Consider the following 26,789-nt stretch of genomic DNA (forward strand, 5'->3'; position numbering starts at 1 on the left):
CGCTCACCTCGTGCCGCAGAACACGACCGAGGGGACCGGCGCGAGCATCGCCGTGCCGGCCGACGTGCCCGAGCCGCAGCCCGTGCTGGGCGGGCTCACCGAGTCCGCGGTCTTTCTCGTCGTCAGCGCCACGGGATCGCCCGGGTCGCGTGCGCGCCTGCTCGACGTCGCGTCGTCGGTGAACGACCTCGTGCGCGCGGTCGGGTTCCGCCAGTCGGCGGCCGGGCTCACGTGCGTCGTCGGGCTGGGCGCGACCTTCTGGGACGCGGTGCGCCCGCCCGGGGCGCCGCGGCCCGAGGGGCTGCACCCGTTCCGGGCCGTGCAGGGCGCCGTGCACGACGCGCCCTCGACCCCCGGCGACGTGCTGTTCCACATCCGCGCCGACCGCGCCGACCTCACGTTCGAGCTGACCCGGCAGGTCATGGCCGCGCTCGGCGACGCGGTGCGCGTGGACGACCACGTGACCGGCTTCCGCTACTTCGACTCGCGCGACCTGCTCGGGTTCGTCGACGGCACCGAGAACCCGACGGGACGCTCGGCCGCGAGCGCCGCGATCATCGCGGACGGGCCCTTCGCGGGCGGGAGTCACGTCGTGGTGCAGAAGTACGTGCACGACCTCGCGGCCTGGGGCGCGCTGCCCGTCGAGGCGCAGGAGCGCATCATCGGGCGGACCAAGCTCGACGACGTCGAGCTCGCGGACGAGGCGCAGCCCCCGGACTCCCACGTCTCGCTCAACACGATCGTCGACGACGACGGCACCGAGCGCGACGTCCTGCGCGACAACATGGCGTTCGGCGACCCGTCGACGGGAGAGCTCGGCACCTACTACATCGCGTACGCCGCGGACGTGGGCGTCGTGGAGCGCATGCTGGACAACATGTTCGTGGGGAACCCGCCGGGCCGGTACGACCACATCCTCGACGTGTCGACCGCGCTGACGGGGACGTCGTTCTTCGTCCCCTCGCTCGACCTGCTGGAGGCGCTGGCCGACGACGCCCCGGACGGCGTCGGGCAGGACACGCCCGTCGACCCGGGTCCCGCGATCGCGGGACCCTCCGCACCCGCCACCACCGCGCCCGTCGGGTCCCTCGCGATCGGGTCGCTGAAGGGAGAGCCGTCGTGAGCACCTCGGAACCGGACCTGGGCTCGGTCGTCCCCACGAGCGGCGCCGGCGCGCCCGGGGACTCGAACCTGCACCGCTGGCTCGCGCCCGTCACGGACGCGGCGTGGCAGGAGATCGCCGACGAGGCGCGGCGCACGTTCGTGCGCAACATCGCCGGGCGGCGCGTGGTCGACGTGACGGGCCCGCTCGGCTTCGGCACGGCGTCCGCCCGCACGGGCCACGTGACGGACGTCGAGGCGCCGCACGACGGCATCCGGGCGCGCCTGCGCGACGTCGTGCCGCTCGTCGAGCTCCAGGTCCCGTTCACGGTGTCCCGGCAGGCGGTCGACGACGTCGCGCGGGGCTCCAAGGACTCGGACTGGCAGCCGGTCAAGGACGCGGCCACCGCGCTCGCACGCGCCGAGGACCGCGCCGTGTTCGAGGGGTACGCCGCCGCCGGGATCCGCGGCATCGGCCCGGGGTCGGACAACCCCCCGATCGCGGTCCCCACCGACCCGCGCGACCTGCCGGACGCCGTCGCCGCCGCGCAGACCGAGCTGCGCCTCGCGGGCGTGGAGGGCCCGTACGCGCTCGTGCTCGACGCCGACCTGTACACCGCGGTGTCCGAGACGCGCGACCACGGGTACCCGATCCGCGAGCAGCTCGAGCGGATGGTGCAGCGCGACATCGTGTGGGCGCCCGCGCTGCGCGGCGGCTACCTGCTCACCACGCGCGGCGGGGACCACGAGCTGACGATCGGGCAGGACGTGTCCATCGGCTACCTCGACCACACGGCCGACGAGGTGCGCCTCTACCTGTTCGCGTCGTTGACGTTCCAGACCTACACGGCCGAGGCGTCCGTCCACCTCACGCGCTGAGCCACGGCCCGGGCTCGCGTCAGCCGACTGCTCCGCCGCCCGCTCAGCCCGGGAGGACGACGGCGGGCGCCGCGAGCACGAGCAGCACGACGCACACGCCCGCCACCGCCATCGACAGCGCGAACGGGGCGCGGCTGCGCGGTCGCACCACGCCCACGACCCCGGCGGCGACCGCGAGCCCGACGGCGGCCCCGCCCAGTGCGCCCCGCGCGGCGTCGGGCGCACCGGGCGGAGCGAGCACGACGAGCACCGAGGCGACACCGAGCAGCACGGGCGCGAGCACGCTGCTCGCGCGCCGCCCGAGCCGGTGCGGCAGGCCGCGCACCCCGGTCGCGGCGTCGTCCTCGAGGTCGGGCAGGGTGTTCGCGACGTGCGCGCCCACGCCCAGCAGCGCCGCGGCCCCCACCGCCCACGGGGCGGGCCGACCGTCCCCCGGCGCGGCGAGCACGACGAACACCGCGAGCAGGCCGAAGGAGAGCGCGTACGGGGCCCACGACCACCACGTCGCCTTGAGCAGCGCGTTGTACGACCACGCGCTCGCGACCGCGACGACGTGCACCAGCCCCGGCACCACGCCCGTCGCGAGCGACAGCACCACGCACGCGGCGAGGGCCGCGAGCGCCGCCGCACGCAGCGCCGCCTGCGTGACGAGACCAGTCACGACGGGCTTGTCCGCGCGCCCGACCGCGAGGTCGCGCCGCGCGTCGAGCCAGTCGTTGCTCCACCCGACCGAGAGCTGCCCCACGAGGACGGCGAGCGCGACGAGCGTCGTCGTCCGGGCGCCCGCGCCGATCCCGGCCGAGAGCGCGAGCGCGAACGCGGTGACCATCACGGTCGGCGGGAAGTGGCTCGCGACGACGAGCCCCCGCACGAGCCCTTGCGGGCGACCGGTCACCATGGCGGCAACCTAGCCCGCCGTTCGGCCCCGCGCCCGGCGCCGGAGCCGGTGCACCTCCCCCCGCGCGGGCTGACCGGGCCGGTGGGACGATGCGGGCATGTCGCGCGTCGTCGCCGTCGGGACCTCTCTGCCCGACCATGCGTACCGCCAGGACGAGATCTCCCGGGTCACGAGCGAGCTGCTCACCGACGACCCGGTGCGTCGTGCGCTCACGCGCCGCCTGCACGCCCACGCGGGCGTCGAGACCCGTCACCTCGCGCTGCCGGTCGAGGACTACGGCGGGCTGTCGTTCGGGTCGGCCAACGACACGTTCCTCGCGCTCGGCACCGACCTCGCGGAGCGCGCCTGCCGGGCCGCCCTCGACGACGCGGGGCTGCGGGCCGACGAGGTGGACCACGTCGTCCTGACGACCGTCACGGGCGTCGGCGCGCCCACGCTCGACGTCCTCGTGGCGGCCCGGCTCGGCCTGCGCACCGACGTGCGGCGCACGCCGTCGTTCGGGTGGGGGTGCGCCGGGGGCGCGGCGGGCCTCGCCCGGGCGGACGACCTGCTGCGCGGACGGCCGCGCGACGTCGCGCTCCTCGTGGCGGTCGAGCTGTGCTCCCTGACGCTGCAGCGGGGCGACCCGTCGACGGCGAACCTCGTCGCGTCGGGCCTGTTCGGCGACGGTGCGGCGGCGGCCGTCCTCGTGGGCGACGAGCACCCGCTCGCGCGGCGCCCCGGCCCGTACGGGCGGGCCGCGCGCGACGGCGGGCGGGCGCGGGGCGCGCGCGTCGTCGACTCCCGCTCGCACCTGCACCCGGGCACGACGGGCGACCTGGGGTGGCGCGTCGGCGACACGGGGTTCGAGATCGTGCTGTCCGCGCGCCTGCCGGAGCTCATCGGCGCGCACCTGCTCGGGGACGTCAAGGCGCTCCTCGCCGAGCACGACCTCGAGCCGGCCGACGTCGGCGCGTGGGTCGTGCACGCGGGCGGCCCGCGCGTCCTGGACGCCGTGCGCGACGCGCTGGGGCTCGCGGAGGAGGACCTCGCGCTGAGCCGGGCCTCGCTGCGCGACGTCGGGAACCTCTCGTCCGCGTCCGTGCTGCACGTGCTCGCCGCGACGCTCGGGCGCCACCGCACGCCGTCCGGCACGCCCGCCGTCCTCATGGCCTTCGGCCCCGGGGTCAGCACCGAGCTGGTGCTCCTGCGCCTCGACGGACGCGGGGCACCGCGCTCGGGGGCGCGCGGATGAGCCTCGCCTGGTACGTCGCGCTCGTCGGCGCCACCGCCGTCGAACGGCTCGCGGAGCTGGTCGTGTCCGCGCGCAACGCCCGTTGGTCGTTCGCGCGCGGCGGCGTGGAGTCGGGCCGGGGGCACTTCCCCGCCATGGTCGCCCTGCACACCGGGCTCCTGCTCGCGTGCGTCGCCGAGGCGTGGCTCGCCGACCGGCCGTTCCTGCCCTGGCTCGGCTGGCCCATGCTCGTCCTCGTGCTCGCGAGCCAGGGCCTGCGCTGGTGGTGCATCGCCACGCTCGGTCCGCGGTGGAACACGCGCGTCATCGTCGTGCCCGGGCTCCCGCTCGTGGCACGGGGGCCGTACCGGTGGCTGCGCCACCCCAACTACGTCGCGGTCGTCGTCGAGGGCTTCGCCCTCCCGCTCGTGCACTCGTGCTGGGTCACGGCGCTCGCGTTCACCGTCCTCAACGCCGTGCTCCTGGCGCGGTTCCGCATCCCCGCCGAGGAGCGCGCGCTCGCGCACGCCACCGCGGGCAGGCCCCGCCCGGCGTCGTCGTGACCGTCGCGGGCACCGACGTGCTCGTCGTCGGCGGCGGGCCCGTCGGGCTCGCCGCCGCGCTGCACGCCCGCCGCGCCGGGCACGACGTCGTCGTGGTCGACCGTCGCGCGGGTGTCATCGACAAGGCGTGCGGCGAGGGCCTCCTGCCCGGCGCGCTCGCCGCGGTGCTCGACCTCGGCGTCGACCCGCCCGGGCACCGGCTCGCGGGCATCAGCTACCGGGACGCGACCCGCCACGCCGACCACCCGTTCTCCGCCGGGCCGGGACGGGGCGTGCGGCGCACCGCGCTGCACGCCGCGCTGCGCGAACGAGCCCGCGCCGAGGGCGTGACGATCGAGCACGCGACCCTGCGCGCGCTGCGCCAGGACGAGCGCGGGGTGGAGGTCGCGCTCGACGCCGCGCGCGACGACGGCAGGGCGCGCTCGGTCGTGCGCGCCGGCTGGGTACTCGGCTGCGACGGTCTCCACTCCACCGTCCGGCGCCTCACCGGCCTCGATGCGACGCCGCGCGGGCGCGCCCGGTTCGGGCTGCGCACCCACTACTCCGTCGCGCCCTGGAGCGACCTCGTCGAGGTGCACTGGGCCCCGCACGCCGAGGCGTACGTGACCCCGGTGGGTCCCGACGTCGTCGGCGTCGCCGTGCTCACCCACCGCACCCCCGCGAGCCGGGCGGCGGCCTCCGGGCCGGGGAGCGGCACCGCCACGGGGCTGGGCGCCTTTCCCGAGCTCGCGCAGCACCTGCGCGGCGCACCGGTGCTGGGCCGCGTCCGCGGGGCCGGGCCGCTGCGTCAGCGGGCCCGACGGCGCACGGCCGGGCGCGTGCGCCTCGTCGGCGACGCGTCCGGGTACGTCGACGCGCTCACCGGCGAGGGCGTGCGCGTCGGGCTCGCCCAGGCCGACGCCGTCGTGCGCCACCTCGAGGACGCGGCGGCGTACGAGCGGGCCTGGGTCCGCGCGACGCGCGACTACCGCGTCCTGACCACGGGGCTGCTCGCCTGGGCGGGCAGCCCCGCGCGCGGCGCGATCGTGCCCGCCGCGAGCGCCGCCCCGTGGCTGTACGGGGCCGTCGTCGAACGCCTCGCCCGCTGACCGCAGCTCGTCCGCCACGGAGCGACGCCGGCCGTGTGGGCGCGGGCGGCTACGGTGCCGCCCATGACCTCGCTCGACCTGCACGTCGTCCCCGACCGCTTCCTCCTCGGGCACGTCCCCGGTGCCACGTTCCCCGAGGACGACGAGTGGGTCGCGCTCGTGCGCGCGCCCGAGGGCCTGACGGTCGTGCGGCACGCGTCGCCGTTCGACGAGGCCGAGCGGTGGGCCGGGTTCTACGGCTCGGCCCACGGGCTGGAGGCGACGGGCGTGCTCGCGTCCGTCGTCGGCCCGCTCGCCGAGGCGGGCATCCCCGTCTTCGTCGCGTCCACCTTCCACGCGGACCTCGTGCTCGTGCCCGAGGCGCGCCTCGACCCGGCCACGCGCGCGCTGCGCGACGCCGGGCACGCCGTCGCCGGCCCTCGCTGAGGCCTGCGCCGGGGCGTGCGTCAGTGGCGCGTCACCGCCGCGGCAGCGGCGAGGAGGTCGCGCGCCCTCTCGCGGGTGAGGAACGCCAGCACCGCGTCCTTCTCCCCCACGCGCACGCAGTCTGCAACCTCGAAGCCGAGCGTGCGCATGCGGGCGTGGGCGCGCGCGTTCGCGGCGTCCGGCTCCACGACGACGCGGTCCACGCGCGCGTCCGCGAAGCAGAACGCGACGAGCAGCGGGCCGACCGCGCCCCACAGGTCCGTGCCCCGGGGGCCGCGCGCCCCGAGCAGGAAGTGCGCGCCGACGTCGCCCGGCCGCACGGCGTACGCCTCGCCGACCGGGTCGTGCTCCGGCTCGTACGTCTGGAGCAGCGCCACGGGCGTGTCGTCCCACCGCACGAGGAACGCGTGGTGCGTCGGCAGGGAGCCGACGTACGCGTAAAGGTGGCGCAGCTCCGTCCGCGACAGCTCCCCGAGCCCCCAGAAGCGCGCCCACGGCCGGGTCACCCAGTCGTGCAGCACGTCCACGTCGGCGTCGGGGTCGAGCACGCGCAGCGTCAGCCGCCCGCCGCCCGGCGCCTCGTGCGCGAGCAGGAGCTCGCCCGGAGCCCCGGTCCGCAGCCGCCCCTCGACCCGGGCGGCGCCGTCCACGGGCGACGAGTCGGCCGTCACCCCGGCGGGTCCAGGGTCCGGGGCGCGCTCGGTCGTCGGAGCGGGAGCGGTCATCGGGTCTCCTCGTGGCGCAGCAGGGTCCAGTCGGTCACGACGGGCACGGTCTCGGCGTCGGCCCACGCGGCGAGCTGGTCCGCGAAGTGCGGCGAGCGCGGGTCCCCGCTCGCGCCGAACGGCACGCCCCACCGGCTCGCGTCCCGGTCGCCGAGGTCCCACACCCAGCGCGCGACCGACCCGCGCACGCACACGTCGGAGATCCCCGGCACGCTCGCGGTGCAGCGCACGGTGTCCGTGTCGCCGCCGAGCGGCGACGCCGGCACGCGCGGCGCCGCCGCACCCGGCACGTCGAGCAGCACGTGCAGGCCGAGCACACGGTGGGTGTCGCCCCACACGGGCGCGGCGCCCGCCCGGTCCGGGTCAGCCCGATCGTGGTCGGCCGCGCCCCCGCGGCCGTCGACGACCTCGCCCAGCGCCGACCACGCCTCGTGCGCCCCGTCGATGCCCAGCCACGCGGCGTCGAGCAGCGCCGGCAGCGCGTCCGCGACGCGCGCGGTGACCGACAGCCAGGGGGCGAGCACCGGATCGAGCTCGTGCGGCGCGTGCAGGGGTGCGAGCGCCGGGTGCGCGGCGACCCGGCGCGCGAGCGCGGAGCGCCACGCGGCGAACAGGGCGGCGTCCGCGCCGTCCGCGTCCATGCGGCGGTCCCACGCCAGCAGGCGACGGGCAGCGCGCACCGACGCAGGGTCACGTCGGTGCGCGGCCCCGCCGGTCCCGGTGCCGCGCGCGCCGCCCCCGTCGACCTCGGTCTCGTCGAGCCAGCGCAGCAGGTCGTCCGCGCCGCCGAGCAGCATGTCCGCGTGCACGCACGACTGGTCCGCGGCCGTCCCGTCGTCCCCGGCCGCATCGAGCAGCGCGCGGATGCGCCGCGCGCGGTGCGGCGGTGCGTAGGTGTGGCCGAGGTCGGTCTCCGGGCGCGCGGGGCGCTCGTTCGCGTCGACCGCGACGTCCTCCACCGCCACGGGACCGGGCGGCACGACCCACGGACGGGCGTGCGCGGTGTCAGACCACGCGGGCAGCGGCAGGGCGCGCTCGGCCACGTCCCGGTGCGGCACGCGGCCGGCGGTGACCGACAGCACCGTGTCCCGGTCCGCCGCGAGGACGCGGTCCACCGGGTCGACCCACGTCGCGAACGCGTCCGTGACGTCGCGCGCCGAGCGGGCGCGCAGCAGCCGCCGCCACGCCGCGACGCCGAGGTCGGCGTCGACCCGTGCGGGCAACCGGACCGCGAACGTGCGGTCGGGCTCGTCCGGTCCGCCGGTCACGACGACGCCGCGCGCCGTCTCGACCGTCTCCACGCGGTGCTCCACGGGCCCGCCCGCGGCGCGCACGCGCACCGTCGCGACGACGACGTCCGCGGGCTCCGGCCCGTCCGGGCCCAGCGCCTCCACCCCGCCGTCGTCCGTCCGGCGCAGGCTCTCGGCGATCACGTCGACGTGGTGCGCCATCGCGTTCGTCACGCCCCACGCCGCGGCACCGGCGTGACCGAAGTGCGGCAGCCCGGGGACGCCCGGGAACGCGAGGCCGACGACGTCGTAGTCGTCGCACGCGAGCCGCACCTGCTGGTAGACCCCAGGAAGCTCCAGCAGCCGGTGCGGGTCGCCTGCGAGCAGCGGCGCCCCGCTACGGGTGCGCGCGCCCGCGAGCGCCCACGCGTTCGACCCCGAGCCGGGGCCGCCGTCGACGGCGAGCAGGTCGAGGACCTCGGCGAGCGGCACGTCGGGCCGCGACCGCGCGACGGCGGACCCGAGCGTGCGGGCGACGTGGTCGCGCCAGAGCACGTGCGGGAAGCCGGAGAAGAGCACGTGCGCGACGAGGAACACGCCCAGCGGCGCCCACGCGGGCCACGGCTCGTGCGGCGGCAGGTCGCCGCCGCCGGGCCACGCGGGGTCGGCGAGGGCGTGCAGCTCGGGGACGTCGCGCCCGCGCTCCAGGCCCTCGTTCACGCCGGCGGTGTAGGCGTCGACCCAGGCGCGGTCGTCGTCCGCGAGCGCCGCATAGACGCGGCGCGCGGTGTCGGCGAGGCGCACGCGGTGGGCGAACCGGTCCCACACCAGGCCGGGCTCGCCGAGGCGCTCGGCGAGTCGCCCCTCGGCGCGCCAGCGGTCGACCTCGATCTGCCAGCCGCGGTCGAGCGCCGTGACGTACCCCTGGCCGCGCGCGAGCGCGAGCTCGTCCGCGGCGCGCACGTGCGGCACGCCCCAGGCGTCGCGGTGCACGGCGAACCCGTCGGGCGGGACGCCCGGCAGCCTCGGGGTGCCCACGTCAGGCGTCCCGCGCGGCGGGGTTGGCGAGCGTCCCCGCGTACAGGAGGGACGCGGACTGGTCGGCGAGGTCGACCATCTGGAGCGTGTTGCGCAGCTGGAGCCGGTTGAGGCACGAGTGCGCGAACCGTGGGGCCCGCAGGTCGACGCCGCTGCGCAGGTCGGGGTGGTCGGCACGGTGCGCGTCGAGGCACTCGGCGACGAGACCCCAGAACCGGCCCTCGGGCAGCACCCCGTCCCCGGCGAGGATCGCCGCGAGGTGGCGCAGGACGCCGTCGTACACGTCGGTGAAGACCGCGAGCGCCTTCTCCTCGTCGTCGACGACGGCGCGCACGCGCTCGACCCCGGGCGGGAGCGGGGCGTCCCCGAGGACGGCGATCTCCTCGCCGACGTCCTTCATGACCGCGCGGACGACGACGTGGTCGCGCAGGACGAGGATGAGGTTCTCCCCGTGCGGCATGAACGCGAGGTCGTGCGCGAGCAGGGCGTGGGCCACGGGCCGCAGGTAGGCGTCGAGGTACGCGCGCACCCAGTCGGCGGGGTCGAGCCCGGAGGCGCGCACGAGCGCGGTCGCGTGGGCGGCGCCGTCGGGGTCGCGGTGCAGGAGCGAGGCCATGGTGGCCAGGCGCTCCCCGGGCGCGGTGCGCGGCACGGGGCTCTCGCGCCACAGTGCCGCGAGCATCTTGCGGTGCGCCGACGGGGTCGCGGTGCGGTGGTAGACGTCGCCGGTGTACCCGATCGAGGCGAGCTCGCGCAGCACGGTGAAGCCGCCGCCGCCGAGCTCCGGGTCGGCGGCGACGAGGTCGGCCACCCAGTCGTTGATCGCCGGGGTGTCGCGCATGTAGGCGGGCGACAGTCCCCGCAGGAACCCCATGTTCTGGATCGCGAGCGCGACCTTGACGTAGTGGCGGCCGGGCCGGGTGAGGTTGAACAGCGTCCGGATCGACTGCTGCGGCTGGTACTCGTCGGCACCCTGGCCGACCGGCACGAGGTCGCCGCGCGCGACGTCGGCGGCGAACGTGATCGGCACGCGGTGCTCCCACTGCCACGGGTGCACCGGCAGGTAGAGGTAGTCGGCCGGGTCGAGGCCGCGCGCGACGAGCCGGTCCGCGAACGCGGCGCGCTCGTCGTCGGACAGCTCGCCCGCGTAGTGCGACGCCTCGTCGAGCCCGGCGCCGAGCGCGAGGTGCGTGTGCTCGCGTCGTGCGGCGAGCCACACGAGGCGCACGCGCCCGCCGTTCTCGGGCGCGTACGCCCGGTACTCCGCGAGGCCGAACCCGATGCGCCCGTTGTTCGCGACGAACCCCGGGTGACCCTCGGTCATGGCTGCCTCGACCTCCTGGAAGGAGGCGCCGAGCAGGTCGACGGCGCTCGGGCCGCCGGTGCGCTCGTACCGCTCGGTCTTGGCGGTCGCGCTCGCGAGCGTCGAGGACACCTCCTCGAGGTAGGTGGCGAGCAGGTCGTCGGGGATGTTCAGGTCGGGCTGCAGCTCGACCACGAGGTCGAGCGCGTCCACGGGCAGGTCGCGCGGCGCGCGCCCCTGCCCGGACGGCCCCGGGGCCACGGCGGTGCGCCGGATCGACGCCTCGTCGAGCACCCAGTGCTCCAGCGCGTAGCGGCGCGCGACGAAGCGGTACTCGACGGCGCCGCCCCCGACGGGCAGCACGTACTCGCCGGGGCCGTTCGCCTCGACCGGCGCGACCTCGGCGCGCGGCGCGAGCAGGCGCTCGTGCGTGAGCTCGGCGATCGCCTTGGCGACGAGGTGGCGGTGGGCGCGGTCGGCCAGGTCGGGCCGCAGGTGCGGGGCGAGGTCGACGCCGTCGCCCAGCGGGCTCGCGTCGAGGTCGGCGCGGGTCGCGACCGCGAGGTGCGCCGTCTTGCCCGGCAGCTCGAGCTCGCGCAGCACGCGGAACCCTGCGGCGGCGTTCTTCGCCGCGATCGCGGCGTTGCGCACGTCCGGCTCGACGACGACGCGCCGCCCCCCGCGCCCGGCGGGGTCGAGGCAGAACCGCACGACGGCGCCCATCACCGCGGACGTGAACCCGCTGCGCGCGGCGCCCGCGGGCGGCGCGACGAGCAGGTGCATCCCGATGTCGCCCGGCTCCAGCAGGGCGACGGCGGCGGGGACGCCGGCGAGCGTGACGCGCGCCGGGTCGTACGTCTCGACGAGGAACGCGGGCTCGCCGTCGACGCGGCCGAGCCACGCGTCCTGGTGCGGGTCGGCGGCCATCTCCTCGAGGTAGGCGCGCACCCCGGCCACGTCGAGGTGACCCATCCCCCAGAACGCCGACCGGGGGTCGGCGAGCCAGCCCTGCGCGAGCACGGCGTCGCGCCCGGGGTCGACGGGCGCGAACGAGACGTCCGCACGTCCGGCGCCGAGCCGGACCCGCACGGCGAACGCGGGGCCCGGGACGGGGACACGAGTGAGGCGGACCGTCGGGCCTGCGGACGACGACGTGGTCGTGACCGTGCTCATCGGGTCTCCCCTCCGGCGCGCTCGCCCACGGCGACGGGAGCCGCGGCGCCGGGCGGGGCGGGAGAGGTCGGCGCGTCGTCGGGCAGGCCGAACGTCTGGAACGCGATGCGTTCCTCGACCGGGTAGACCTCGCGTCCCGTGACGGTCCGCAGCACGACGGCGTTGCGCCACGCCGCGAAGCCCAGGTCCGGGGCGGTGATGCCGTGCGTGTGCTCCTCGCCGTTGAGCACGTGCACACGGCGCGCGTCGTCGACCGTGTAGTCGCGCGCGACGTCGAAGCGCCCGAGCTCGTCGAACCGGAGCAGGTGGCGCACGGGGTCGAGGAACGCGGGGACCGCCGCGGCGTACCCCGTCGCGGCGACGAGCGCGCGCGTGCGGCGCTCGACCTCGCGCCCGAGCTGGGCGTGGCGCAGGCGCAGCACGTACTCCCCCGCCTCACCGGCCGCCGGCTCGTAGCGCGCGGCCACGACCTCGGTGTCCGTGAGCAGCGTCGTCGGCACGGCCCGGTCGAGGCTCAGCCGGTACAGGGCGTCGTAGATCTCGTCCACGAGGTCGCCGCTGATCCCCTTGTACAGGCCGCGCTGCTCGCGCCCGAGGAGCTGGCGCAGCTCGAGCGGCAGCGCGTGGAAGTGGTCGGTGTACTCCGGCGACGTCATCTCGAGCGTGAGCTTGGCGTACTCCATGGGGAAGAAGCGCGGCGAGCGCGTCACCCAGTCCAGCCGGTACCCGGCGCCGCGCGCGTCGCCGTGCACGCCGTCGAGCAGGTCGCGGTACACCTCGGCGGCCGACTGGCCGCTGCCGACGACGGTGACCGACCCGGAGGCGGCGAGCGCGTCGCGGTGCGGCAGGTACTGCGCGCTGTGCACGAGGGGCCCGGCGCCCGGGTGCTCGCCGCGCGCGACCTCGTCCGCGAGCGCCCGCAGCGCGGGCGGCAGCACCGGCGCGGTGCCGACGCCGAGCACGAGGTGCCGGCCGCGGTGCTCCTCGGCGCCGGTGACGGCGCCGTCCGCGTCGAGGACCTCGGCCCGCACGACGAACGCGTCGGCGGCCGGGTCGTGCTCGACGGCGACGACGCGCCGCGACCAGCGCAGCGAGTCCAGGCGTCCGGCGACCCAGCGGCAGTAGGCGTCGTACTCGGCGCGCAGCGGGTAGAACGACTCGCGGATGTAGAACGGGTACAGCCGGCCCGTGGCCTTGAGGAACGCGAGGAACGAGTACGGCGACGTGGGGTCCGCCATGGTGACGAGGTCGGCGAGGAACGGGACCTGGATCGTCGCGCCCTCGATCATCATGCCGGGGTGCCAGCGGAACTCCGGCGCGGCGTCGAGGAAGACGGCGTCGACGTCGTCGAGCGGCGCGGACAGCGCGGCGAGGCCGAGGTTGAACGGCCCGATGCCTACGCCGACGACGTCGCGCACGCAGGCCGGGTCGTGGTTCGCCGCATCGTGGCCCACGGTCGTGGCGCTCATCGGGCCACCGCCCCGGCGGTCGCGAGCGAGGCCACGAGGTCCGCGGCGTGCGAGTCGTCCTCGTCTCCCAGCAGCGCGTCGCGCTCGACGAGCGCCTGCGCGGTCGTGCGCACGAGGTCGAGCACGTGGCGCACGTCGGCGAGGGTGACCGTCGGGTTGAGGAGCGTGAGCTTGAGGCACGGGACGCCGTCGAGCACGGTCTTGGCGACGACCGCGCGCCCGGACTCGAAGAGCACGCGCCGCACGAGCGGCACGAGCCGGTCGGCGTGCTCCGCGGCCAGGCCCGGCGGCTCGTAGCGGAACAGGACCGTGGAGAGGTCGGTGCGCCCGAGCACGCGCAGGTCGGGGTCGCCCGCGAGATCGGCGTGCACCGCCGCGGCGAGGTCGCACACCGCGTCGACCATCGCGCCGACCCCGTCCGGGCCGAGCGCGCGCAGCGTCGCCCAGAGCTTGAGCGCGTCGAAGCGCCGGGTCGTCTGGAGCGACACGTCGACCTGGTTGGGCTCGGCGTTCTCGCGCGGGTTGAGGTAGTCCGCGTGGTGCGCGACGCGCTCCAGGTCGGCGCGGTCGCGCACGACGAGCGCGCTCGCGGACACGGGCTGGAAGAACGCCTTGTGGTAGTCGACGGTCACCGACCGCGACCGCTCGATCCCGTCGAGCAGGTTCCGGCGCGTCGGGGACACGAGCAGCCCGCAGCCGTACGCGGCGTCGACGTGCAGCCACACGTCCGTCGCGTCGCACACGTCCGCGACCGCCGCGAGGGGGTCCACGCAGCCGCGGTCGGTCGTGCCCGCGGTCGCGACGACCGCCATGACGAGGTCGCCCGCCGCGCGCACCGCGCCGACCGCCGCCGCGAGCGCCGCGGGGTCGAGGCGGCCGTCGGCGTCGGCCGCGACGTGGACCACGGCGTCGTCGGCCAGGCCGAGCAGCAGGGCCGAGCGGGCCACGCTGAAGTGGCTCGACGCGGCCGCGAGGACGCGCAGGCGGGGCAGCACGGCCGACCGCCCGGGTCCGCCCGCGCGGGCCGCGCGCTCGACGGCGCGTTCCCGGGCGAGGAAGAGCGCGTGCAGGTTGGACTGCGTGCCCCCGGAGGTGAGCACCCCGTCGCCCGCGGCGTACCCGATCCGGCGCGCGGTCCACGCGACGACGCGGCGCTCCATGAGGGTCGCCACCGTCGACTGGTCGAACGTGTCGACGGACGTGTTGATCGCCGCGAGCATGGCCTCGGCGCCGACGGCGGGCAGCGCGACCGGGCAGTTGAGGTGGGCGGCGTACGCGGGGTCGTGGAACCACACGGCGTGGGTCGCGTAGAGGTCGGCGGCCTCGCGGAGCGCGGCGTCGGTGCCGAGGCCCGGGGCGTCGAGGTCGACCGCGTCGACGAGCGCGGCGAGGTGGGCGCGGCTCGCGCCCGACCAGGGCTGAGTAACCGCGGCCGCGCGCGCCGCCACGTCGTCGACGACGGCGTGCAGGGTGCTCGCGTAGTCGCCCGCGGTCGCGCCCGTGAGCAGGGCCGCGACCGTCGAGGTACCGTGCGCGGGCGCGACGGATCGTGCTGAGAGCATGCGAGGCTCCAAGTACGGGGAGAGGACCGCCACGGATCGCAGCGGGGCAACCTGAGGTTTGCCTTGCCTAACCTAGCGCAGCGACGGCGGTCGTCAAGAGTGACCTGCGCCACGCCGCCGTGGACGCGAGGGCACCGCGGCGGGAGGATGGCACTCGCCCGTCCGTGACGCCCGAGGAGGCCGTGTGGAACCGACCGTCGCGACGACCCGCCCCGCCATCGTCACCGTGGACGACGACCCCGGGGTCTCGCGCGCGGTCGCGCGCGACCTGCGGCGCCGCTACGGCGACCGGTACCGCATCGTGCGCGCGGAGTCGGGTGCCGAGACGCTCGACGCGCTGCGCGAGCTCGCGCTGCGGGGCGAGGACGTCGCCGTCGTGCTCGCCGACCACCGCATGCCCGGCATGACCGGCGTCGAGCTCCTCGAGCAGGCGATGGACCTCTTCCCCGCCGCCCGGCGCGTCCTGCTCACCGCCTACGCGGACACCGAGGCCGCGATCGAGGCGATCAACGTCGTCGACCTCGACTACTACCTGCTCAAGCCGTGGGACCCGCCCGAGGAGAAGCTCTACCCCGTCGTGGACGCCCAGCTCGAGGCGTGGTCCGCCACGGACCGGCGCCGCCCGGCCGAGACGGTCGTCGTCGGGCACCGGTGGTCGGCGCGCTCGTCACAGGTGCGCGAGTTCCTCGCGCGCAACCGCGTCCCCTACCGCTGGTACCCCTCGGAGTCCGCGGAGGGTGCGCGTCTGCTCACCGCGGCCCAGACCGACGGCGAGGCCCTCCCCCTCGTGGTGACGCCGGAGGGCGAGGCGCTCGTCGCGCCCGACGACGCGACGCTCGCCGAGCGCGTCGGGCTCGCCACGCGGCCGACGGCCGACTTCTACGACCTCGTCGTCGTGGGCGGAGGCCCCGCCGGCCTGAGCGCCGCGCTCTACGGGGCGTCCGAGGGACTGCGGACGGTGCTCGTCGAGCGCACGGCCACGGGCGGGCAGGCCGGGCAGAGCTCGCGCATCGACAACTACCTCGGCTTCCCCGACGGGATCTCGGGCGCGCAGCTCGCCGAGCGCGCCCGACGCCAGGCGGTGCGGTTCGGGGCGGAGATCGTCACGACGCGCGACGCGGTCGAGCTCGACGTCGACGGCCCGGCGCGCAGCGTGCGGTTCCCGGACGGCACGTCGATCGACGCCCACACCGTCATCCTCGCCTCGGGCGTGTCCTACCGGCTGCTCGACGGCCCCGGGCTCGGCGACCTCGTCGGGCGCGGCGTGTTCTACGGGTCGGCGCTCACCGAGGCCACGGCGTGCCACGACCAGGAGGTGTACGTCGTCGGCGGCGCCAACTCCGCCGGTCAGGCGGCCCTGTACCTGGCGCGCGAGGCGAGGCGGGTCACGCTCGTCGTGCGCGGCGACTCCCTCGCCCGGTCCATGTCGTCCTACCTCGTCGAGCAGGTCGAGGCGCACCCGCGCGTGCGCGTCCTGACCCGCACCGAGGTCGTCTCGGCGTCGGGCGACGACCACCTGGAGCACCTCGAGCTGCACGACGTGGACACCGGCGAGACCGCGCGCGTCGAGTGCGGGTGGGCGTTCGTGTTCATCGGCGCCGCGCCCCGCACCGACTGGCTCGACGGCGTCGTCGCGCGCGACCCGCGCGGGTACGTCCTCGCCGGGCCCGACCTCCTGCGCGACGGCGCCCTGCCCGCCGGGTGGACGCTCGACCGCCCGCCCTACCACCTCGAGACGTCCGTGCCCGGCGTGTTCGCCGCCGGCGACGTGCGCTCGGAGTCCGCCAAGCGCGTCGCGTCCGCCGTGGGCGAGGGCGCCATGGCCGTCATGCTCGTGCACCGCTACCTCGAACAGCTCTGACCGTCCCGTCCCGCGCGACACAGCCCCGACCCGAACCCCGGAGGCGACACCGTGACCAGCACCGAGGACCCCACCACGACCCCGCCCGCCGCGAGCACTCCCCCCGGCTCCACCCCCGCCGCCCGCGGGTGGCTGCCGTGCGACGTCGACGAGCTGCGCGCGACGTTCCTGTTCGAGCACCTCACCGACGACCAGCTCGCGTGGCTGTGCGCGACCGGCCACGTCGAGCGCCACGACGCAGGCTGGATGTTCCACGAGGGCACGCCCGCCGAGGCGTTCTACGTCATGCTCGACGGCGGCGTCGCGCTCTACCGGCGCGTCGGCGAGGACGAGGTCGAGGTCTCGCGCACGCGCCAGGTCGGCGTCTACCTGGGCGCGTGGAACGCCTACCTCGGCGACCGCCTGCCCCAGACGTACCTGCACTCGGCGCGCGCGCTGGAACCGTCGCGCTTCTTCGTGCTCGAGGCGCACGACTTCGCCAAGCTCATGACCGAGTGGTTCCCCATGGCCGTGCACCTGCTCGAGGGCATGTTCTGGGGCACGCGCGACGCGCAGCAGCTCGTCGGGCAGCGCGAGCGCCTCCTCGCCCTCGGGTCGCTGTCCGCCGGCCTGACGCACGAGCTCAACAACCCCGCGGCCGCCGCGGTGCGCGCGACCGGGACCCTGCGCGAGCGCGTCGCCGCGATGCGGCACAAGCTCGCGCTCATCGCCGACGGGCCCTACGACCGCGCCACGCTCGCGGAGCTCATCCGGCTCCAGGAGGACGCGCTCGAGCGCTATGCGGACACGCGCACCGCGGACGCCGTCGGCGCCCTGGAGACGTCCGACCTGGAGGACCGCCTCACCGACTGGCTCGACGACCACGGCCTGCCCGAGGGCTGGCGCGTGTCGCCCGCGCTCGTCCAGGCCGGCATCGACGAGCCGTGGCTCGACCGCGTCGCCGAGCGCGTCGACGCCGGGGCGCTCACCGGCGCGGTGAGCTGGCTCGCCTACACGATCGAGACCGAGCAGCTCATGGCCGAGATCGAGGACGCCACCGTGCGGATCTCCACGCTCGTCGGGGCCGCGCGCCAGTACTCCCAGCTCGACCGGGCGCCCTACCGTCCCGTGGACCTGCACGAGCTGCTCGACTCCACGCTGACGATGCTCGACCACGCGCTCGCGGGCGTCGAGGTCGTGCGCCGCTACGACACGACCCTGCCGCCCGTGCCCGTCTACGCGGCCGAGCTCAACCAGGTCTGGACGAACCTCGTCGAGAACGCCACGCAGGCGATGGGCGGGTCCGGCACGCTCACCGTCACGACCCGCCGCGCCGACGACCGCGCCGAGGTCGAGATCGCCGACACCGGCCCCGGCATCCCCGACGACGTACGCCCCCGGATCTTCGAACCCTTCTTCACGACCAAGCCGGTCGGGCAGGGCACCGGGCTGGGCCTCGACATCTCGTGGCGGATCGTCGTCAACAAGCACCACGGCGACCTCACGGTGACGTCCGTGCCCGGGGACACACGGTTCGTCGTGCACCTCCCGCTGGAGCCCGCGCCGTCGCAACCCGCGGCCACCCCGGGGGCGGACGGCGACGCCGCACGATGACCACGCCCGCCCCCGCCGCGGGGACGTCGCCCGTCGGCGAGGAGCGCCACGCGTCGTGGCTCGAGCTCTTCTTCGACCTCGTCGTCGTCGCGGGCATCGGGATGCTCGCGCACCTGCTCCAGGAGGACCACGACGGCGGCGGGCTCGCCCTGTACGTCGTCGCGTACACGGCGTTCTGGCTCGTGTGGGCGTGCTTCACCACGTACGGTAACGTCGCGGGCGAGGACGCCCGGGCGCTGCCGATCCTCACCGGGATGGCCGCGCTCGCCGTGATGATCGCCGCCGTGCCCGGCATCCACGACGAGCACGCGCAGGCGTTCGCCGTCGCGTACGTGGTGGGCCGCCTCGTCGCCGCGCGACCCTGGCGCCGCACGACCGTCGTCGTCGACCTGCCCGTGGTGCAGGCGCTGACCGGCGTCGTGCCGTGGATCGTGTCGTGGTGGTTCGACGGGCAGACCCGGTACACGCTGTGGGCCGTCGGCCTCGCGATCGACCTCCTCCTGCTCCTCACGCTCTCGGGCGAGCGCCTCGTGGAGCGAGCCCAGGAGCGTCTCGACGAGGTCCGCGAGCGCCGGGGTCGCGGACGCGGTGGCCGACGCGACCGGCCGGGGAGCGCCGCCCGGGGACGCGCGGGGCACGGGCCCGAGGGGCGTCCGCACGAGGAGCGCGGCCGCGGCGGACGGCGCGGTGGCGAGGACGTGGCGGGCGTACGGGGTCCCGACGTGCCGACGACGGTCGACGCGGCCGTGAGCGACGTCCCGCACCTCGGCGAACGGCTCGGCCTGTTCGTCATCATCGTGCTCGGCGAGGGCCTCATCCAGGCGATCGACGCCGCGAGCGAGGCCGAGTGGGACCGGACGCTCCTCGTGGCGGGTGCCGGGGCGTTCACGCTGCTCGTGGCCCTGTGGGCGCTGACCGTGCGGTCGGGCTACGCGGGCGTCGCGCTCCTGCGCCCGGCCGGCGTGCCGCCGCGGTCGGCATGGTTCCTGCACCTGGTGACCACGGGGGCGCTCGCGACGCTCGCGGGCGCGCTCGGCGGCGTCCTGGGCCACCCGGCGCGTGCCCTCGACCCCGGCGAGCTCGCGCTGCTCGTCGGGGCGTTCGCCGTGCACGGGCTCGTGTCCGCCGGGGTGCACGCCGCGCTGCGCGACGCGCGCACCGCCGTCCTGCTCGCCGTCCCGGTCGTGGTCGCCGGTGCGGTCGCGTGGCTCGCGGGCGGGACGATCTCGGCCGCAGGCCTGGTCTGGGTGCTGTCGGGTGCGCTGCTCGTGCAGCTCGCCCTCGCGGGCCGGGCCCGCGCGGCGCGCACGCCGGCCGGGGCGGGCACCTGACGCCGGCGACCTGCCCGGGCAAAATCGTGGACGTCGGACGATCGCGGGCATAGCCTCGTGGCGTCCGGTCGAACCCGCCCGGACGCTCGACCACGACGACCGGTGAAGGAGAGGTGGACCCGCGTGCTGCACCAGTGGCCCACCGACCCGTCCCGAAGGGCGCTCCTCAGGTAGACGACGCACGTCGTCCACCTGTCGAGCCGTCCTGGGGCACCGTCCTGGGGCGGCTCTCGTCGTCACACCCCAGGTCACGGGTCGCCACGGCCGCCACGGCCACCGACACGACAGGAGGCGCGACGATGAGCGAGGTGGTCATCTACAACCTCGGCGGCAGCCAGGAGCTCGGCCGCGTGTCGTTGCGCCACGCGATCCGCATGCTGCACCGGCGCGTCGCCGAGGTGCTCGAGGCCGTCGAGGGCGAGACGTTCGGCCCCTACCAGCGGCCGCGCTCGGTCGCGCTCGTGCGGTACGTGCACGCGCGGTGGGTGTACGAGCGCCAGGGGCGCGTGCCGTACTCGCGCGCGGCGCTGCTGCGCCGCGACCGGTACCGCTGCGCGTACTGCGGCGGGACCGCGACGACCATGGACCACGTGGTCCCGCGCTGCCAGGGCGGGACGACGACGTGGCTCAACGCCGTCGCCGCGTGCGAGCCGTGCAACGCCGCCAAGGGCGGCCGCACCCCCGAGCAGGCGGGTCTGCGGCTGCTCAGACGCCCGTTCGAGCCCGCGTTCCGCGACATCTACCCGTCGGCGCCCGCCCCGCGCAGACGCTGACGGGTCCCCCGACCGGTCTCCCGGTCGGTCCCAGGCCGCCCGGCCGGTGGCGGTGACACCGGCCGGGCTTCCCACGCCCGCGCCCCGCGTCCTGGGGGCGCGACGCCGTCGCCCGTCCGGGACCGGGTGGTGCGCCCTCCCTCCCGGTAGAGCCGGTCCGCGTCTCGCACCCACCTCGGGTCCCGGACCGCGCGAGGGAGACCACGATGGCGAGGTTCCGGATCGGGACGTTCAACGTCGAGAACCTGTTCGAGCGCCCGCGCGCGATGGCGGGCCCCCTCACCGGCGGCAACGCGGTGCTGGCCGCGCACGCCCAGGTCAACGCGCTCATCGCCGAGGAGCAGTACGGCCCGGACGTGCGGGCGGAGATCCTGCAGCACCTGGAGACCCTGGGCCTGCTGCGCTCCGACTCGGCGGCGCTCGCGGTGCTGCGCCAGGTACGCGGCCGGCTCGTGCGGCGCACCGGTTCCCAGGCGGCGGGCACCGCGCGCACGGAGGTCGTCGCCACCGGGCGCGGCGACTGGGTCGGCTGGGTCGACCTGGTCAAGGACCGGGTCGACGAGCTCGCCATGGCGCACACCGCCCGTGTCGTCGCCGACGTCGACGCCGACGTGCTGGCCGTCGTCGAGGCGGAGAGCCGGGTCGCGCTCAAGCACTTCACGGACGCGGGCGTCGTCACGCGCGCCGGTCGCCCGGTCTACCCCCACGTCATGGTCATCGACGGCAACGACGACCGCGGGATCGACGTCGGGCTGCTCACGACCCGCCCGTACCGGATCGGGGCCGTGCGCTCGCACGTCGACGACCGCGACTCGCGCGGGCGCCTGGTGTTCGGGCGCGACTGCCCGGAGTACGTCGTCGAGCTGCCCGGCGGCGGCACGCTCACCGTGCTGGTCAACCACTTCAAGTCCAAGGGCTACGGCACGCAGGCCGAGTCCGACGCGACCCGGCGCCGCCAGGCGACCCGCACCGCCGCGATCTACGCCGCGCTGCGCGCCCGCGGCGAGGAGCACGTCGTGGTCGTGGGCGACCTCAACGACACGCCCGGGTCGACCCCGCTGCGACCGCTGCTCGAGCGGACCGACCTGCGCGACGTGAGCGAGCACCCCGCGTTCCGCGGCGACGGGAGGCCCGGCACGTACGGCAACGGGACCGCGAGCCAGAAGATCGACTACGTGCTGCTGTCCCCCGCGCTGTTCGACCGCACCGTCGGCGGGTCGGTGTTCCGCATGGGCGTCTGGGGCGGCTCGAAGGGGACGTTGTTCCCCCACTACGACACGATGACGTCGGCGACGCACGCCGCCTCCGACCACGCCGCCCTCTACGCCGACGTGGACCTCGCCTGAGGCACGGCGTCGAACGGGATCGCGCCGGACACGACGACGTCGGCGCGCGAGCGGGTCGACTCCACGAGGAGCGCGTTGCGCCCGTCGACCTCGTGCGCCCAGGCGGTCGCGGCCTCGACCGAGCGCCCGTGGCGCGTGTGCCGGTCGACGAGCCGGCGCTCGCGCTCCGCGCCGTCGCCGCTGCAGAACCACGCCTCGTCGAGCAGGTCGCGCACCCCGTCCCACGGTGCCTCCGCCACCAAGAGATAGTTCCCCTCGACCACGACGACCGCGTGCGACGGCTCGACGGCGATCTCCCCGGCCACGGGCTCGTCCACCTCGCGGTGGAACGACGGCGCGTACACGGTCCGGTCCTGCTCCTCGCGCACGCGGCGCAGCAGGGCGACGAAGCCGTCACCGTCGAACGTGTCGAGCGCGCCCTTGCGGTCGTGACGGTCGAGCCGGTCGAGCGTCGCGTTCGCGAGGTGGAACCCGTCCATCGGCAGGTGCACCGCCTCGGGTCCGATCGCCTCCACGAGCCGGGTCGCGAGCGTCGTCTTGCCCGCGCCGGGGCTGCCCGCGATCCCGACGACGACGCGCCCGCCGCCCGACCGCTCGCGGAGCGCGCGGACGCGCGCGAGGAGCGCGCCCGGGTCCGCGACCTCGGCGGACGGCTGCGCGGTTCCGGGCAAGAGATCCACGGCACCCCTCTCGACGGTCATGCACCCAGTGTCTCGTGCCCACGGCTCGCGGGTCGGCGCCGCGACCGATGAGTCGACGGCGTGGGTCGGGTCTCACCCCACGACCCAGGATCTCGGACGCAGGACCACGAACCCAGGAGGACGGCATGGCCACGGTGGTCGCAGGAGCAGCGGTGTCGCTGGACGGCTACGTCCAGGACGCCGAGGGGAGCATCGAGGCGCTGTACGCGGACTTCGAGGAGCTGACGAGCAGCGCGTACCTGCGGGAGCTCCAGGAGCGGACCGGCGCCGTCCTCATGGGCCGGCGCACGTACGACATGGCACCGGACCCCGACGGCTACGCGGACGGCTACGAGTTCCAGGTGCCGATCTTCGTCGTCACTCACACGGCGCCTCCGGTCGTGCCGAAGCGCAACGAGCGGCTGTGGGTCACGTTCGTCACCGACGGCGTCGAGTCGGCGGTCCGGCAGGCCCGCGACGCCGCGGGCGAGCGCGACGTGACCTTCATCGGTGGGGCCGACGTCTTCCGCCAGCTCTGGGCTGCCGGGCTCGTCGACGAGCTCGCGGTGGAGGTCATGCCGGTCCTCCTCGGCGGCGGGGTCCGACTGTTCGACGGCGAGGCGCCCGCGGCGCTGGAGAAGATGAGGGTCGACGAGCTCGGCGCGCGGACCGCGCTGCGCTACCGGGTCGTCCGGACGGCGGGTCCGACGGCCGGGCAGGCGTAGCTCACGCGCTCGCCGGCACGAGCCCGTCCCGCGCTCCCTCGGACGGGCGGGCCGCGAGCGCCGCGACCGGGTCCCGCGCGAGGTCGGCGACCGGCAGCCCGGTCTCCCGGCTCAGCGCGCGCAGCAGGCCGGCGCGCGAGGCGTAGCCTGCGGCGTGGGCCGCGGCGTCGAGGTGCGACCCGCCGCGCAGCCGGGCGACGGCGACGTTGAGGTGGGCGCGCGTGCGCCAGCGTCCGAACGCGAGCCCGGTCTCCTCGACGAAGAGGCGCTGGACGTGCCGTGCGCTGGCGCGGCGCCGGTCGGCGAGCTCGTCGAGCGTCGCGACGCCCCTGCGTGCCTCCTCCGCCACGGCCCGCGCGACGGGGTGCACGGGCAGCCGCAGGACGAAGTAGTCGCCCGCGAGCCCTCGCAGGACGTCCTCGAGCGCGGCGCGGAAGGGTGCGACCTGCTCGGGCGTCGCCGGGGCCGCGCACAGGACCGCCGTGAGCACGGTGGTGAGCGCGGGCACGACGCCGAGGCGGTGGACGCGCGTCGGCGGCTCGACCCCGGGCGAGAGCACGGGGCCGAGCGCCATCGAGTCGCCCGGGAGGCGCATCGCGTGCGGGACGCGCGGGGCGAGCCAGAGGTTCTCGTGCGTCCGCAGGGTCAGCCGCGCACCCTCGACGACGAGCTCCGCGGTGCCGGCGACGACGTGGACCAGGTGCGGCTCGTCGTGGGCGTGGGAGTCGTGCCCGAGGAAGCGGACGGAGTGCTCGGGGACGACGGCGCCCAGCGCGGTCGGCGTCATGCGCCCTCCTCTCCCCCGGGCTCGCGGGTCCAGGTCGCCGTGTCGTGTTCGGGACGGGTCGTGTCATGTTCGGACGCGGTTCGTCCGCCAGGTGTGGTTAGCCTAACCTCGCGAGGAGCGCCCCGGTACGCCGTGCGGCCCCCGCGTCCCTGCTGCCGAGTGTGAGGTTCCATGCTGTCGTCACGTCGCCCCGCCCGCCGTCCCCTCGCCGCGCTGAGCGCGCTCGTCGCCGCCGCGACGCTCGTGCTGGCGGGCTGCTCCGCCGACACGACGCCGTCGGACGCGGGCGCCGAGCCGTCCGCGGAACCCGGCACGACCGCCGCCGAGACCGCCGCCGAGCGGGTCGTGACGACCGACCAGGGCGACGTCACCGTCCCCACCGACCCGCAGCGCGTCGTCGTGCTCAACCACGCCCTCGCCGGGTACCTCTACGCGCTCGACGTGCCGGTGCTCGCCACGGTCCCCGAGGTGACCGACGACCCGGACCCGGCGTTCTCCACGTTCTGGGCCGAGGAGGCCGAGGCCGACGGCACCGAGCTCATCGAGTGGAGCGCCGACGGCTACAACCTCGAGGCGATCCTCGCGCTCGAGCCCGACCTCATCGTGGGCGGCGGCTGGGGCTTCCCGCTCAAGCAGGCCACCGACGTCTACGACGGCCTGAGCCAGATCGCCCCGACCGTCCTCGTGAGCGGCACCTACACGACCTGGCAGGAACAGTTCGCGTTCCTCGCCCAGGACGTGTTCGACGACGCCGCGACGTACGACGAGCTCGCCGCCGGGTACGACGCCCGCGTCGCCGAGGTCGCGGACGCGATCACCGTCCCCGAGGGCGAGACGGCGTTCCTCGCGCTGACGTCGGAGGGCAAGACGTTCGCGCTCATCGAGGGCGAGGCGCTGCCGAACACGTTCGCCGAGCTCGGCTTCGCGATCCAGCCGATCCAGGAGCAGACCGGCGCCGAGCCGTACACGCCCGGGGGCGACATGTTCGAGGTCTCGGCGGAGCAGGTGACGTCCGTGGTCACGGCGCCGAACGTGTTCGTCATCGGGTTCAACGGCGCGGAGATCGACTTCGACGCCCTCGCCGCCGACCCGGTGTACGCGGGCCTGCCGTCGTTCGCCGCCGGCACGGCCCACGAGCTGCCCACGTGGACGATCCGGGGGGACTACCACGAGGCCATGGCCCTGCTCGACGTCGTCGAGGAGCAGTTCTCCTGATGGCCCAGCACCGCCTGCGCACGCACCCGCTGGTGCTGCGGCGCGTCGAGGTCGCGCGCGTCGTCGACGTGACGCCCCGCATGCGCCGGGTGACGCTCGTCGGGCCCGAGCTCGGGGCCTTCGAGCGCGACGGCCTGCCGATGCCCGCGTTCGACGCGCCGTGGTTCGACGACCACGTGAAGATCGTGCTCGCGTCCGACGGCGACGTCGCGTCCGCGCTGCCGGTGCAGCGCGCGCACGGCATCGACTGGCCGCCCGCGCCGAACCGGCAGGGTCGCGACTACACGCCGCGTCGCTGGGACGCGGCGGCGGGCGAGCTCGACCTCGACCTCGTGCTGCACGGCGACGGTCCCGCCGCGGCGTGGGCCCAGGCGGCGCGCCCGGGCAGCGAGCTGTGGTTCGTCGGGCCCAAGGCCTCGACCGTCTGGCCCGACGGCGTCGACTGGGCCCTGCTCGCGGGCGACGAGACGGCGCTGCCCGCGATCGGGCGCTTCCTCGACGAGCGACCGGTCGACGTGCCCGTGCAGGTCGTCGTGACGATCGGCGCCGAGTCGGCCCGGCAGGACCTCGCGCTGCGCGAGGGCGACACCGTGCGGTGGGTCGTCGCGCCGGAGGGTGACCGCGTCGCGCTCGACGAGGCCGTGCGCGCTCTGGAGTGGTGGCCGGGCCAGGTCTACGCGTGGGCGGCGAGCGAGAGCCGTGCGCTCCTGCCCGTGCGGCGCTACCTGACGCGCGAGCGCACCGTCCCGCGCACGCACGTCGACGTCACGGGTTACTGGCACGTCGAGCCGGCGCCCGCCTCGGCGCCGGCCGAGGAGCCCGCGGCCGAGGCGGAGCCGCAGCCCACGGGGGTCCCGTCGCCCGTGCCCTGGTTCGCGACGCGCGCCGCTCTGCAGCTCGGCCTGCTCGACGAGCTCAGCGTGGGGCCCCGCGACGTCGCGACCCTCGCCGAGGCCGCGCGCGTCACGCCGGGCGCGGTGCGGGCCCTGGTGGGCGTGCTCGCGGCGTCGGGCGTCGTCACGCTCGACGGCGACAAGGTCGCCCTGGGCGACGCGGGCGAGGACCTCCTCGACGACGAGCACGAGCGCGAGGAGTACGAAGGGCTCGAGGCGGACGCCGTCCTGGCGCTCGCCGCGCTCGCCCCCGCGCTGCGCGACCGGGTCCCGGCGTGGTCGCGCTCGCGCGGGCGGACGCTGCGCGCCGAGGTAGCGGCGGACGCCGTGCGCGCCGCGGAGGTCGTCGAAGGCGCCGACGTGCTGCCGTACGTGCTCACCGGCCTGGGCACGTGGCCGGTATGGGCGGACGCACGGTCCGTCGCGCTCGGCGGTCCCGGCGCGCTCGTCGTCGCGGACCTGCTCGCCGAGGTCCCGGGCGAGCGCTCGACGACGCTCGTCGAGGACGCGGTCCCGCTCGGGGTTCTGCGCGAGCAGGCCGGAGCGGGCACGACGCACTCCACGGCCGAGACGTGGCCCGCGACCGACGTCGCCGTGAGCGCGCTCGGGACCGGCCACCGCACCGACGACGAGGTCGTCGACCTCCTCGTCGCGATGCGCGCGGCCGCGCCGCACGCGGTCCTCGTCGAGGACTTCACGCCCGACGGGCTCAGCCCGCACGCGCACGAGCACGCGCTGCTCTCGCTGGCGACGACCGGCACCGCGCCGCGCACGCCCGACGACGTCGCCCGGCTCGCGGAGCGCGCGGGCTGGCACGTCGCACGGCACGAGCCGCTCGGCTGGGGCGTCGAGCGCGTCGAGCTCACGGCCGAGGACGTATAGCCGCGCTCGCCCCTCCGCCCGGGCGGTGGTCCGGTC

At 76.2% G+C, this 26,789-nt stretch carries 21 protein-coding genes and 1 pseudogene; 14 read left to right on the forward strand and 8 right to left on the reverse strand.

Annotated elements, in window-relative coordinates; genetic code table 11:
• Window positions 1-10: 10 nt before the first annotated feature.
• Both CCE02nite_RS03675 and CCE02nite_RS03680 read left to right on the forward strand, forming a co-directional pair.
• Window positions 11-1,123: a Dyp-type peroxidase gene (locus CCE02nite_RS03675; RefSeq protein ID WP_255318614.1), complete on the forward strand. Its 1,113-nt coding sequence runs from the start codon at window positions 11-13 to the stop codon at window positions 1,121-1,123.
• Window positions 1,120-1,980: a family 1 encapsulin nanocompartment shell protein gene (locus CCE02nite_RS03680; protein ID WP_255318615.1), complete on the forward strand. Its 861-nt coding sequence runs from the start codon at window positions 1,120-1,122 to the stop codon at window positions 1,978-1,980. Before CCE02nite_RS03675 ends, CCE02nite_RS03680 begins: the two co-directional genes overlap by 4 nt.
• 43 nt (window positions 1,981-2,023) lie before the next feature.
• On the opposite strand, the gene CCE02nite_RS03685 is transcribed toward CCE02nite_RS03680, so the two are convergent.
• The gene (locus CCE02nite_RS03685) at window positions 2,024-2,878 is read right to left on the reverse strand and encodes a UbiA family prenyltransferase (protein WP_141388269.1); all 855 of its coding nucleotides are present in this window, start codon (window positions 2,876-2,878) and stop codon (window positions 2,024-2,026) included.
• Between the two features lie 97 nt (window positions 2,879-2,975).
• On the opposite strand from CCE02nite_RS03685, the gene CCE02nite_RS03690 reads away from it, so the two are divergent.
• From CCE02nite_RS03690 to CCE02nite_RS03705, 4 genes and pseudogenes are all read left to right on the forward strand, one after another.
• Window positions 2,976-4,112 carry a type III polyketide synthase gene (locus CCE02nite_RS03690; protein ID WP_141388271.1) on the forward strand — a complete coding sequence of 379 codons (1,137 nt, stop codon included), beginning with the start codon at window positions 2,976-2,978 and terminating at the stop codon, window positions 4,110-4,112.
• Entirely contained in the window at window positions 4,109-4,654 is a 546-nt protein-coding gene (locus tag CCE02nite_RS03695; RefSeq protein ID WP_141388273.1) for an isoprenylcysteine carboxyl methyltransferase family protein, read from the forward strand. Before CCE02nite_RS03690 ends, CCE02nite_RS03695 begins: the two co-directional genes overlap by 4 nt.
• Window positions 4,576-5,742: pseudogene (locus tag CCE02nite_RS03700) on the forward strand (NAD(P)/FAD-dependent oxidoreductase); the annotation flags it as partial. The gene CCE02nite_RS03695 and the pseudogene CCE02nite_RS03700, both read left to right, overlap by 79 nt.
• A 63-nt stretch (window positions 5,743-5,805) precedes the next feature.
• Window positions 5,806-6,168 carry an ACT domain-containing protein gene (locus tag CCE02nite_RS03705; protein WP_141388277.1) on the forward strand — a complete coding sequence of 121 codons (363 nt, stop codon included), beginning with the start codon at window positions 5,806-5,808 and terminating at the stop codon, window positions 6,166-6,168.
• A 20-nt stretch (window positions 6,169-6,188) separates the two neighbouring features.
• Here the strand turns inward: CCE02nite_RS03705 and CCE02nite_RS03710 are convergent, their stop codons facing one another.
• The 5 genes from CCE02nite_RS03710 to CCE02nite_RS03730 are packed head-to-tail and all read right to left on the reverse strand — an operon-like array spanning window position 6,189 to window position 14,667.
• Window positions 6,189-6,893, reverse strand: a complete 705-nt coding sequence (locus CCE02nite_RS03710; protein ID WP_141388279.1) for a GNAT family N-acetyltransferase — start codon at window positions 6,891-6,893, stop codon at window positions 6,189-6,191.
• Complete coding sequence (locus CCE02nite_RS03715; RefSeq protein WP_255318616.1) at window positions 6,890-9,160, reverse strand: penicillin acylase family protein; 2,271 nt, start codon at window positions 9,158-9,160, stop codon at window positions 6,890-6,892. The genes CCE02nite_RS03710 and CCE02nite_RS03715 overlap by 4 nt, the downstream gene beginning before the upstream one ends.
• A 1-nt stretch (window position 9,161) precedes the next feature.
• Entirely contained in the window at window positions 9,162-11,636 is a 2,475-nt protein-coding gene (locus CCE02nite_RS03720) for a GNAT family N-acetyltransferase (RefSeq protein ID WP_141388281.1), read from the reverse strand.
• A complete protein-coding gene (locus CCE02nite_RS03725) occupies window positions 11,633-13,105 on the reverse strand; it encodes a lysine N(6)-hydroxylase/L-ornithine N(5)-oxygenase family protein (RefSeq protein WP_141388283.1) in 1,473 nt (490 codons plus the stop codon). Before CCE02nite_RS03725 ends, CCE02nite_RS03720 begins: the two co-directional genes overlap by 4 nt.
• On the reverse strand, window positions 13,102-14,667 hold the full coding sequence (locus CCE02nite_RS03730) for a pyridoxal phosphate-dependent decarboxylase family protein (protein WP_141388285.1): 1,566 nt from the start codon (window positions 14,665-14,667) through the stop codon (window positions 13,102-13,104). The genes CCE02nite_RS03725 and CCE02nite_RS03730 overlap by 4 nt, the downstream gene beginning before the upstream one ends.
• A 184-nt stretch (window positions 14,668-14,851) precedes the next feature.
• Between CCE02nite_RS03730 and CCE02nite_RS03735 the strand changes: the two genes are divergently transcribed.
• From CCE02nite_RS03735 to CCE02nite_RS03755, 5 genes are all read left to right on the forward strand, one after another.
• Complete coding sequence (locus tag CCE02nite_RS03735) at window positions 14,852-16,528, forward strand: NAD(P)/FAD-dependent oxidoreductase (RefSeq protein ID WP_141388287.1); 1,677 nt, start codon at window positions 14,852-14,854, stop codon at window positions 16,526-16,528.
• Window positions 16,529-16,579: 51 nt separating this feature from the next.
• Window positions 16,580-18,121 carry an ATP-binding protein gene (locus CCE02nite_RS21155; protein ID WP_304363322.1) on the forward strand — a complete coding sequence of 514 codons (1,542 nt, stop codon included), beginning with the start codon at window positions 16,580-16,582 and terminating at the stop codon, window positions 18,119-18,121.
• Window positions 18,118-19,452: a low temperature requirement protein A gene (locus tag CCE02nite_RS03745; protein WP_141388289.1), complete on the forward strand. Its 1,335-nt coding sequence runs from the start codon at window positions 18,118-18,120 to the stop codon at window positions 19,450-19,452. Before CCE02nite_RS21155 ends, CCE02nite_RS03745 begins: the two co-directional genes overlap by 4 nt.
• Before the next feature lie 299 nt (window positions 19,453-19,751).
• Window positions 19,752-20,225 (forward strand): HNH endonuclease, encoded by a 474-nt coding sequence (locus tag CCE02nite_RS03750; protein ID WP_024839729.1) that lies wholly within the window; start codon window positions 19,752-19,754, stop codon window positions 20,223-20,225.
• A gap of 206 nt (window positions 20,226-20,431) precedes the next feature.
• Complete coding sequence (locus CCE02nite_RS03755; protein WP_141388291.1) at window positions 20,432-21,571, forward strand: endonuclease/exonuclease/phosphatase family protein; 1,140 nt, start codon at window positions 20,432-20,434, stop codon at window positions 21,569-21,571.
• Here the strand turns inward: CCE02nite_RS03755 and CCE02nite_RS03760 are convergent.
• Window positions 21,547-22,272 carry a nucleoside/nucleotide kinase family protein gene (locus CCE02nite_RS03760; protein ID WP_141388293.1) on the reverse strand — a complete coding sequence of 242 codons (726 nt, stop codon included), beginning with the start codon at window positions 22,270-22,272 and terminating at the stop codon, window positions 21,547-21,549. The genes CCE02nite_RS03755 and CCE02nite_RS03760 overlap by 25 nt on opposite strands.
• A 125-nt stretch (window positions 22,273-22,397) precedes the next feature.
• On the opposite strand from CCE02nite_RS03760, the gene CCE02nite_RS03765 reads away from it, so the two are divergent.
• Window positions 22,398-22,976 (forward strand): dihydrofolate reductase family protein, encoded by a 579-nt coding sequence (locus tag CCE02nite_RS03765; RefSeq protein ID WP_141388295.1) that lies wholly within the window; start codon window positions 22,398-22,400, stop codon window positions 22,974-22,976.
• A 1-nt stretch (window position 22,977) separates the two neighbouring features.
• Here the strand turns inward: CCE02nite_RS03765 and CCE02nite_RS03770 are convergent, their stop codons facing one another.
• The gene (locus CCE02nite_RS03770) at window positions 22,978-23,763 is read right to left on the reverse strand and encodes a helix-turn-helix domain-containing protein (protein WP_141388297.1); all 786 of its coding nucleotides are present in this window, start codon (window positions 23,761-23,763) and stop codon (window positions 22,978-22,980) included.
• Between the two features lie 171 nt (window positions 23,764-23,934).
• Here CCE02nite_RS03770 and CCE02nite_RS03775 point away from each other — a divergent pair, with 171 nt between their 5' ends.
• Together CCE02nite_RS03775 and CCE02nite_RS03780 are read left to right on the forward strand one after the other, a co-directional pair.
• Window positions 23,935-24,978, forward strand: a complete 1,044-nt coding sequence (locus CCE02nite_RS03775) for an ABC transporter substrate-binding protein (protein WP_141388299.1) — start codon at window positions 23,935-23,937, stop codon at window positions 24,976-24,978.
• On the forward strand, window positions 24,978-26,753 hold the full coding sequence (locus CCE02nite_RS03780) for a siderophore-interacting protein (RefSeq protein ID WP_141388301.1): 1,776 nt from the start codon (window positions 24,978-24,980) through the stop codon (window positions 26,751-26,753). The genes CCE02nite_RS03775 and CCE02nite_RS03780 overlap by 1 nt, the downstream gene beginning before the upstream one ends.
• The last annotated feature ends 36 nt before the right edge of the window (window positions 26,754-26,789 follow it).

Origin of the sequence: Cellulosimicrobium cellulans (assembly GCF_006539945.1) — a bacterium.
Classification (GTDB): domain Bacteria; phylum Actinomycetota; class Actinomycetes; order Actinomycetales; family Cellulomonadaceae; genus Cellulosimicrobium; species Cellulosimicrobium cellulans.